This is a genomic window from Microbacterium sp., from assembly GCF_047972865.1.
GTDB lineage: Bacteria > Actinomycetota > Actinomycetes > Actinomycetales > Microbacteriaceae > Microbacterium.
Map to the genome: position 1 here is coordinate 1 of NZ_JBKEAY010000223.1, position 6966 is coordinate 6966.

8 protein-coding genes and 2 pseudogenes are annotated in these 6966 nt (G+C 68.2%); 1 reads left to right on the top strand and 9 read right to left on the bottom strand.

Annotated elements, in window-relative coordinates:
• The 9 genes and pseudogenes from ACK5KK_RS13955 to ACK5KK_RS13995 form a co-directional block, all read right to left on the bottom strand.
• The coding region (locus ACK5KK_RS13955; protein ID WP_416890693.1) for a hypothetical protein at window positions 1-253 on the bottom strand (253 nt) is incomplete at its 3' end.
• 194 nt (window positions 254-447) lie between these two features.
• The gene (locus ACK5KK_RS13960; RefSeq protein ID WP_416890694.1) at window positions 448-792 is read right to left on the bottom strand and encodes a HigA family addiction module antitoxin; all 345 of its coding nucleotides are present in this window, start codon (window positions 790-792) and stop codon (window positions 448-450) included.
• A 13-nt stretch (window positions 793-805) separates the two neighbouring features.
• Window positions 806-919, bottom strand: a pseudogene (locus ACK5KK_RS13965) (type II toxin-antitoxin system RelE/ParE family toxin); the annotation flags it as partial.
• A gap of 3 nt (window positions 920-922) precedes the next feature.
• A complete protein-coding gene (locus ACK5KK_RS13970) occupies window positions 923-1405 on the bottom strand; it encodes a HigA family addiction module antitoxin (RefSeq protein ID WP_416890700.1) in 483 nt (160 codons plus the stop codon).
• A 31-nt stretch (window positions 1406-1436) separates the two neighbouring features.
• On the bottom strand, window positions 1437-1739 hold the full coding sequence (locus ACK5KK_RS13975; protein WP_416890695.1) for a type II toxin-antitoxin system RelE/ParE family toxin: 303 nt from the start codon (window positions 1737-1739) through the stop codon (window positions 1437-1439).
• Between the two features lie 11 nt (window positions 1740-1750).
• Window positions 1751-2002 (bottom strand): ribbon-helix-helix domain-containing protein, encoded by a 252-nt coding sequence (locus ACK5KK_RS13980; protein ID WP_416890696.1) that lies wholly within the window; start codon window positions 2000-2002, stop codon window positions 1751-1753.
• An 85-nt stretch (window positions 2003-2087) separates the two neighbouring features.
• A pseudogene (locus ACK5KK_RS13985) lies at window positions 2088-2677 on the bottom strand (recombinase family protein).
• A 1-nt stretch (window position 2678) separates the two neighbouring features.
• A complete protein-coding gene (locus tag ACK5KK_RS13990) occupies window positions 2679-3527 on the bottom strand; it encodes an SWIM zinc finger family protein (RefSeq protein WP_416890697.1) in 849 nt (282 codons plus the stop codon).
• Window positions 3520-6594: an SNF2-related protein gene (locus ACK5KK_RS13995; RefSeq protein WP_416890698.1), complete on the bottom strand. Its 3075-nt coding sequence runs from the start codon at window positions 6592-6594 to the stop codon at window positions 3520-3522. The genes ACK5KK_RS13990 and ACK5KK_RS13995 overlap by 8 nt, the downstream gene beginning before the upstream one ends.
• A 152-nt stretch (window positions 6595-6746) precedes the next feature.
• Here ACK5KK_RS13995 and ACK5KK_RS14000 point away from each other — a divergent pair.
• On the top strand, window positions 6747-6966 hold a 220-nt coding region (locus ACK5KK_RS14000; RefSeq protein ID WP_416890699.1), incomplete at its 3' end, for a CopG family transcriptional regulator.

Below are 6966 nucleotides of genomic sequence, written 5' to 3' on the forward strand. Positions count from 1 at the left end.
CCCGCGCCTCGACATCCCCGGTCACCTTCGCCGGCACCGGCGGCGTGACCCGTTTGCGCCGCCCGATCACCTCATCGATGTTCCCGCCCGTCTCCGCGAACCGCTTCGCGATCAGATACACCGTCTGCTCCGACACCCCTGCCCGCTCAGCGACGACCCGCCGCAACGGCACCACGCCGGTGTTCTCATCAAGCTCCAGCAGCACCCGTGCCCGCATGATCGTCCGCGCCGGATGCGTCCCGCGCGACACCACCCGGGACAGCCTCGCTCGCTCATCACCTGACAACGTGACGACGTGATCCTTCGGTCTGGGCATGACAGTCCGCTCCTCCCGATCAAGTATCAATCAAGACAAGACAAGCCCACTATAACCAAACTATTAGGAGCGACACGCTACTAGTTCGGGCACAAGGGAATCCAGGCCCTATACGAGTCAGGCTCGACGCATCACGCGCGGCGCGTCAGGCCGGAAACACCGTTACTGAGATCGTCCCCGTAAGCAGGAACGAGTCTCTCAACGAGAGCGAGCTCCTCGTCGTGCTCGTCGTGTTCGAGTTCGATGTCGTAGTCGTTCTGGATATTGAGCCAGAATCGCTCCGAGAGTCCGAACGCGCGGGAGAGTCGCAGTGCGGTGTCGGTGGTGATGCGTCGCTTGACGCGGATGATCTCGCTGAGGCGAGTCTGCGGGAGGGCGGTCGCCTGGGCGAGGCGGTCGGCGGTGATCCCCAGCGGCTCGAGGAACTCGGTCTGGAGAATTTCCCCCGGGGTGATCGGGTCGTGTGCCTTCGACATCGGTGCTCCCTCCTCAGTGGTAGTCGACGATCTGGACGTCGGTCGGGCCGGCGGGTGTCCAGGTGAAGCAGATGCGGTATTGGTCGTTGATGCGAATCGAGTGCTGTCCGTCGCGATCGCCAGACAGCTTCTACGCGCTGAGGGACTGGATTGAGCTGAGCGGGGTTGCGGCGCGCGCGAGGGCGAGGTCGTAACCTTCCTGCAGTCGCAGCCAGAACTGAGGCGTGGTGCCGAAGAACGCGGCGAGGCGCAACGCGGTGTCCGCCGTGATCGCCTGCTTGCCACGGACGATCCGTGAGATGCGCGTCTGGTCGACGCCGATGCGCTTGGCCAGCTCATACTGACTCACGCCAAACGGTTCGAGGAACTCCTCAAGCAGGATCTCGCCCGGCGTCGAGAGATCGTCAGTGATAGTCGATGAAGGTGACATGGTCGCTTCTCCTCCGTCCCCGTCGAAGACCAGTCTCCATTGGTCGTTGACACGCATGCCGTCCTGGCCGACCCCGTCACCCTGCAGTTTCTCGAGGTGATTGGAGGGCGGGATTCTCAGGTCGTGGAGCTCCGCCGCGGCGTCCAGCATTTGGAGCTTTCGCGCCAGAAGCTTACGGACAATGCTCGTTCGAGGGGCGGGAGTGTGCGTTCAGTCACTCGGCCAGTCGGTTGGGAATGTCTCGGCTGGAGTGGAGCACATGCCGGACGTCGACGAACTCAGGTGTGTCGAAGTAGATGATGACGTACGGATAGGTCCGCAGGGCGAAGACTCGGACGCCGGGGATGCCGAGCTCGACCTCGAGCCGCGGGGATCCGATCGCGGGGTGGTTGCTGATGGCGTCCAGTGCCGCTTCGAACTCGTCCACCAGGCCGAGCGCCGCATCCGGCGCACCTTCGTCCACGTAATGGGCGATCGCGAACTGGAGTTCGGTCTCCGCGGTGGCGCGGGTTCGCACCCACTTCCGGGTCACTGGGCGGAAGCGCCGTCGCCTGCGGCGCGGATCGCACCGCGCAGCCGATCGAAGTATGCACCATCCATGGTCTCGGAGAACTCGGCATCCGAAGACGCGAGGATGCGTTCGCGGAGGAGGGAGCGGTCGCGGTCATATCGGATCAGTTCGCGCACGTACTCGCTGGTGGTGCCGAAGCCTCGCTCCGACACCTGCTCATCGACGAATTGCCTCAGCGAGTCAGGGAGCGAGACATTCATCGTGACCATGCCGTCAGAATACGATATTTGGCAAGAATTGCCAAGAGTGCGGGGCTTTCGGCTCCGCCGGAGGATTGGCGGGGCCGGCTCCTGTTCAGAAGATGTGTGCCTCACAGACGGTGGCGAACGCCGTGCGGCGCTTCTGGAGTTCTCGGTAGACGGCAGCGCGGGAGACGCTCAACAGTTCGGCGACCTCGGCTTGGGTGTACTCGCCGCGGTCCTGGACCTCGAACAGCAACTTCCGCTGCGTCAGCGAAAGCTTGGGCTGCTTGCCCTCCAACCCGCCTTTCGCTTTCGCAACCGCCATCTCCTCCTTCGTTCTCATACTGATCAGGTCGCGTTCGAACTCGGCGACCATCGCGAGCACGTTGAACAGCAGCCGCCCGACCGGGTCAGTCGGGTCGTACCGGCTGCCGCCGAGGCTCAGCGCGACGCCCTTCGTCGTCAGTTCGTCGGCGATGTCCCGCGCATCTTTCACCGACCGGGCGAGCCGGTCGAGTTTGGTCACCACGAGGGTGTGTCACCTTATCGGACGGCTGCGAGCGCTTCGCGGAGCCCGGGTCTGGCGCGGTTGTCGCCGGTCAGCCCGTGATCGACGTGGATATTCGCATCGCGAACTCCCATACGCAGCAGCGCGTCGCGCTGGGATGTGAGGTCTGAGCCGGCACGTCCTCGCGCGCGCAGCTCACTCCTCTGTTTCTCCGACCGCCTCGTACACGGGGCGCAGCACCTCGGCCAGCGGCCGGCCGCGGACGGTCACCGCTACCTCGGGCAGCTGGTCCAGGATGCCGGGGCCGCCAGTGGTCCGCAATCGCGAGTCGCTCAGCGCCCCCTCCACCGGATCGCCCGACGACGATGAACCGTGCGAACCGTCCCAGAACACGTCGAGCAGGTCGGTGAGCGCAACGACGGCGTCGCCGGCATCCGCCCCCTCGGCCTGACCGGCGTCGAGGTGCGCCAACAGATCCTCACGGTCGCGCCCGCGCCAGGCGAGGATCTGGAAGGGGTCCTCATCGAACCGCTCCGCCAGCAGGTACAGCACGGCGGCGAGGTGCTTGCACGGCACCCCCCAGTCGGGGCACGAGCAGTCCAGCGACAGGTCGGCTGCCGCAGCGGGGAACAGCGGCAGGTCCAGGTCGGCGAAGACCTGCTCGATGTCGGGCGGCATCTGGCCCGACAGCAACTGTGCGACGAACCAGGCGTCGCCGCCCAGCCGCTCCTCCACACGCGCCCATTCGGCCTTGCCGTACGCGGCGATCCCGACTCGCACCCGATAGGGCCGTGCGCGCGAGCCCTGCACGCTCGCGGTGACCTGACCGGCATCCAGCTCGAGCGAGAGCACCTGGCCGCGGCGCGCGTAGTTGCGTCCGCGGGCGAGGCGGCTGTCCATGCCCATCGACTGCAGCACGTCGATGAAGCGCTTGGACCACCAGGTCGTCGCGATCGCCCCGCGCGCGCTCTTGGCGCGGAGCCCACCCTCCACCTGCCGCGGGGTGGACTTCGGGAAGTACGGGGCGTCGTATCTCCTATTCACCGACCGCCTCCTTCGACAGGCTGAACAGTTCGCGCAGGTGCTCGGTGTCGAGCTCGGTCAGCCAGCTCTCTCCGTCGCCGACGACCATGTCGGCGAGGGCCTTCTTGCCGCGGATCAGCTCGTCGATGCGCTCCTCGAGGGTGCCGGTCCCGATGAACTTGCGCACCTGCACGGTGCGTTTCTGGCCGATGCGGAACGCACGATCGGTGGCCTGGTTCTCCACCGCCGGATTCCACCACCGATCGACATGGATGACGTGGTTGGCGGCGGTGAGGTTCAGCCCGGTGCCGCCCGCTTTCAGCGACAGCAGGAACACCGGGGGGCCGTCGCCGGATTGGAAACGCTCCACCATCTGCGCCCGCTGCTGGCGGGTGGTGCTGCCCGAGAGGTAGGCGACGTCGGTGTCGAAACGGGCGGCCAGGTGCGGCACCAGCATCTCGGCGAACTCGGTGTACTGCGTGAAGCACAGCACCCGGTCCCCCTCGGCGAGCACCTCTTCGAGGATTTCCTCGAGGCGGATCACCTTGCCCGATCGCCGCCCGATCGGCGAGCGGTCGTGCAGCAGCTGTGCGGGGTGGTTGCACACCTGCTTGAGTTTGGTCATCGCCGCCAGTACGTTGCCGCGGCGCTCGATGCCCTCCGAGCCGGCGATCTTGTCCATCATGTCGTCGACCACCGACTGGTACAGCGACGCCTGCTCCACCGTCAGCCGGTAGTGCTGGTCGATCTCGATCTTCTCGGGCAGGTCGTCGATGATGGCCGGATCGGTCTTGAGCCGCCGCAGGATGTATGGGCGGGTGATGCGGCGCAGCACCCCGGTCGCCTCCGCGTCGTGATGGCGTTCGATCGGCGTCGCGAACCGTTCCCGGAACACGGTGGCCGACCCCAGTACCCCCGGATTGACGAAGTCCATGATCGACCACAGTTCCGCCAGCCGGTTCTCGACCGGGGTGCCGGTGAGCGCGATGCGCTGCCCGCCGCGCAGCTTCCGCACCGCGACCGCGGTACGTGAGAGCCGGTTCTTGATCGCCTGCGCCTCGTCGAGCACGATCCGCGCCCACTCCACCTCGGCGAGCTGTTCGATGTCACCGAGAGCCGTCGCGTAAGTCGTGACCACCAGATCGGTCCGCGCCAGCGCCTGCTCCCACGCCTCCCCGCGCGGACGGGACGGACCGTGATAGGCCAGCACCCGCAGCCCCGGGGTGAACCGGGCGGCCTCTGCCTGCCAGTTCGCGATCAACGACACCGGGCACAGCAGCAGGGTGGGCGCGGATGCCGGGGCCTGCGGCATCCGCCTGGTCGCCTCCAACGCGAGCAGCTGCACGGTCTTGCCGAGGCCCATGTCGTCGGCCAGGCATGCGCCGAGCCCCAGCCGACCGAGAAAGTCGAGCCATCCCAAGCCGCGGCGCTGATAGGGGCGCAGCGTCGCACCGAACCCGTCGGGAGGGTCAGCCTCGGCCGCGGTGTCGTCGGCGGCGGCACCGAGCAGTTCGCCCAGCCAGCCACCCGCATCGACGTCGATCAGCTCCAGCGGCAGGTCGAGGTCGTCGGGGTGGCTGAGCGCGAGGGTGAGGACCTCGCCTGCCGTCTTGCTGCCGCCCGTCTCGTGACGCAGGAACTCCAGGCCGCGCTGCAACTGCACCTGGTCGACGGCGACCCACTGCCCGCGCAACCGCACCAGCGGCGCCTTCGCCGCGACGAGCGCCTCGATCTCCTGCGCGCTCAAACCGTGCCCGCCGACGGCCAACTCCCAGCGGAAGTCGCACAGGGCGTCGCGTCCGAATCCGGCATCCGCGGCACCGCCGTCGCTGGGTGTGGCGGATGCCTTCAGCCCCAGCTTCGCGCGCCGACCCCACCACGACGGCAACAGCACCTCGAATCCGGCCTGATCCAGCGTGGGGGCACCGGCGCTGAGCAACGCGAAAGCGTCGCTCGCGTCGAGGTCCAGCCCGGTCGGATGCCGCTGCCGCAGGCCCGGTTCGAGGGCGCCGTACACGCGAACGGCGCGGGCCAGCTCTGTCAGCAGCACCTCGCGGGGTCGTTCCAGCCAGCGTGAGAGCGCGCCGTCGTCGCTCCAGGCCGTTGCCGCTTCGACCAGAAGACTCGGGTCGTCGCGCGAGCGCAGCAGGAAATCCAAGCGCCACAACGGCGGGGTCACGTGCGCCGTCGCGGGTGGCGCGTCCGTCTCCGATGGCGCCCCGGGTGCCCCGTGCGCGGCGTCCGGTCCCGGGTCGGTGAGCCGCAGCACCAGTCGCGCCGGACCGGCCGCCTCCTCAGTGGCCTCGTTCCACGGCGCGAGCTGCTCGCGCAGTGCCGTCACCTCGTCGGGATCGGCATCGAAGCCGGCATCGTGTGCGGTCAGAGCTGCCAGCCAACCGTCGACGACGGGCGGTCTCGCGGGAGCACGACCGCGCCGGCGCGGCAGCAGCGTCTGCGGCATCCGCTGCCTGATCCGGGCGTCGGCGATCGTTTCCAGCACGTCGGTCACCAGCGCCACCGGCGGCGCTTCGGGGTCGGCGGCACGGAACGCGGGCGGCATGTCGGCCGTCACCGCGTGCGCCGTGACGGCATCCGGCCCCGTCAGCGCGACCCGCCAGCGGGCCTCGACGCCGTCGGCGGTCTGCCGGATCGCCGGCAGGATCCTGCCTCGGGCAACCAGGTCGTCGGCGAACCGGCCGAGTTCGACGAGATAGTGCGCCGTGGCGCCCGGCCGCACATCGGCATTCGGGTCGACCTCGAAGACCCCGTCGTGCAGTGCGAGCGCGGCGGGCCGAATCGCCGCGACTGTCCAGGGGAGCAGCGATGCCGGCGACCGGCCGGGCCGACGCGGCACACCGCGAACCAGTTGCCGCGAGTCCAGCGGCGAGCGCCTCGTCGACGGCAGCAGCACCTCGGTGTCGACCTCGTCGCCGTCGACCATGCTCCGCAGCCCGTCGCCGGAGACTGCGAACGGATGCCGCCGCGCCCGCTGCACGGCCTGGCTCGTGCTCGTCACCGAGGGTTCGGAGTCCTCGGCCCAGACCCGCGCACCGTCACCGCGCACCCAGGCGGCGTGAAGAACAAGCATCCGGCTCCCTACCGTTGACCATCGTGCCGACGGGGTCACCGTCCAGGCTAACTGCTGCGCGGCTTCGCCGCGCCCCGCGCTCCCCGCTCGCTCCCATCGAGCGTGCGCGTGCGCGTGCGCATGAATCCACACGCTCGTGTACGATCTTCTGCATGCGCACGACGATCGAGTTGGATAACGACACGGCCAAGGCCGTGGAACAACTCCGTCGCGAGTTTCACGTGGGGGCGAGCGATGCCGTGAACACGCTTATCCGCCGTGGCTTGCTCGCCGCGCAGCCCTCGACGGCGTTCACGCCGATCACGCGTGACCTGGGACTGCGAATAGATGTATCGAACATCGCCGACGCACTCGAGATTCTTGAGGGACCCG

Coding starts and splice junctions, on each gene's coding strand:
- ACK5KK_RS13995 (WP_416890698.1), bottom strand. CDS start 6,594: ATGCTTGTTCTTCACGCCGCCTGGGTGCGCGGTGACGGTGCGCGGGTC.
- ACK5KK_RS13960 (WP_416890694.1), bottom strand. CDS start 792: ATGTCGAAGGCACACGACCCGATCACCCCGGGGGAAATTCTCCAGACC.
- ACK5KK_RS13980 (WP_416890696.1), bottom strand. CDS start 2,002: ATGGTCACGATGAATGTCTCGCTCCCTGACTCGCTGAGGCAATTCGTC.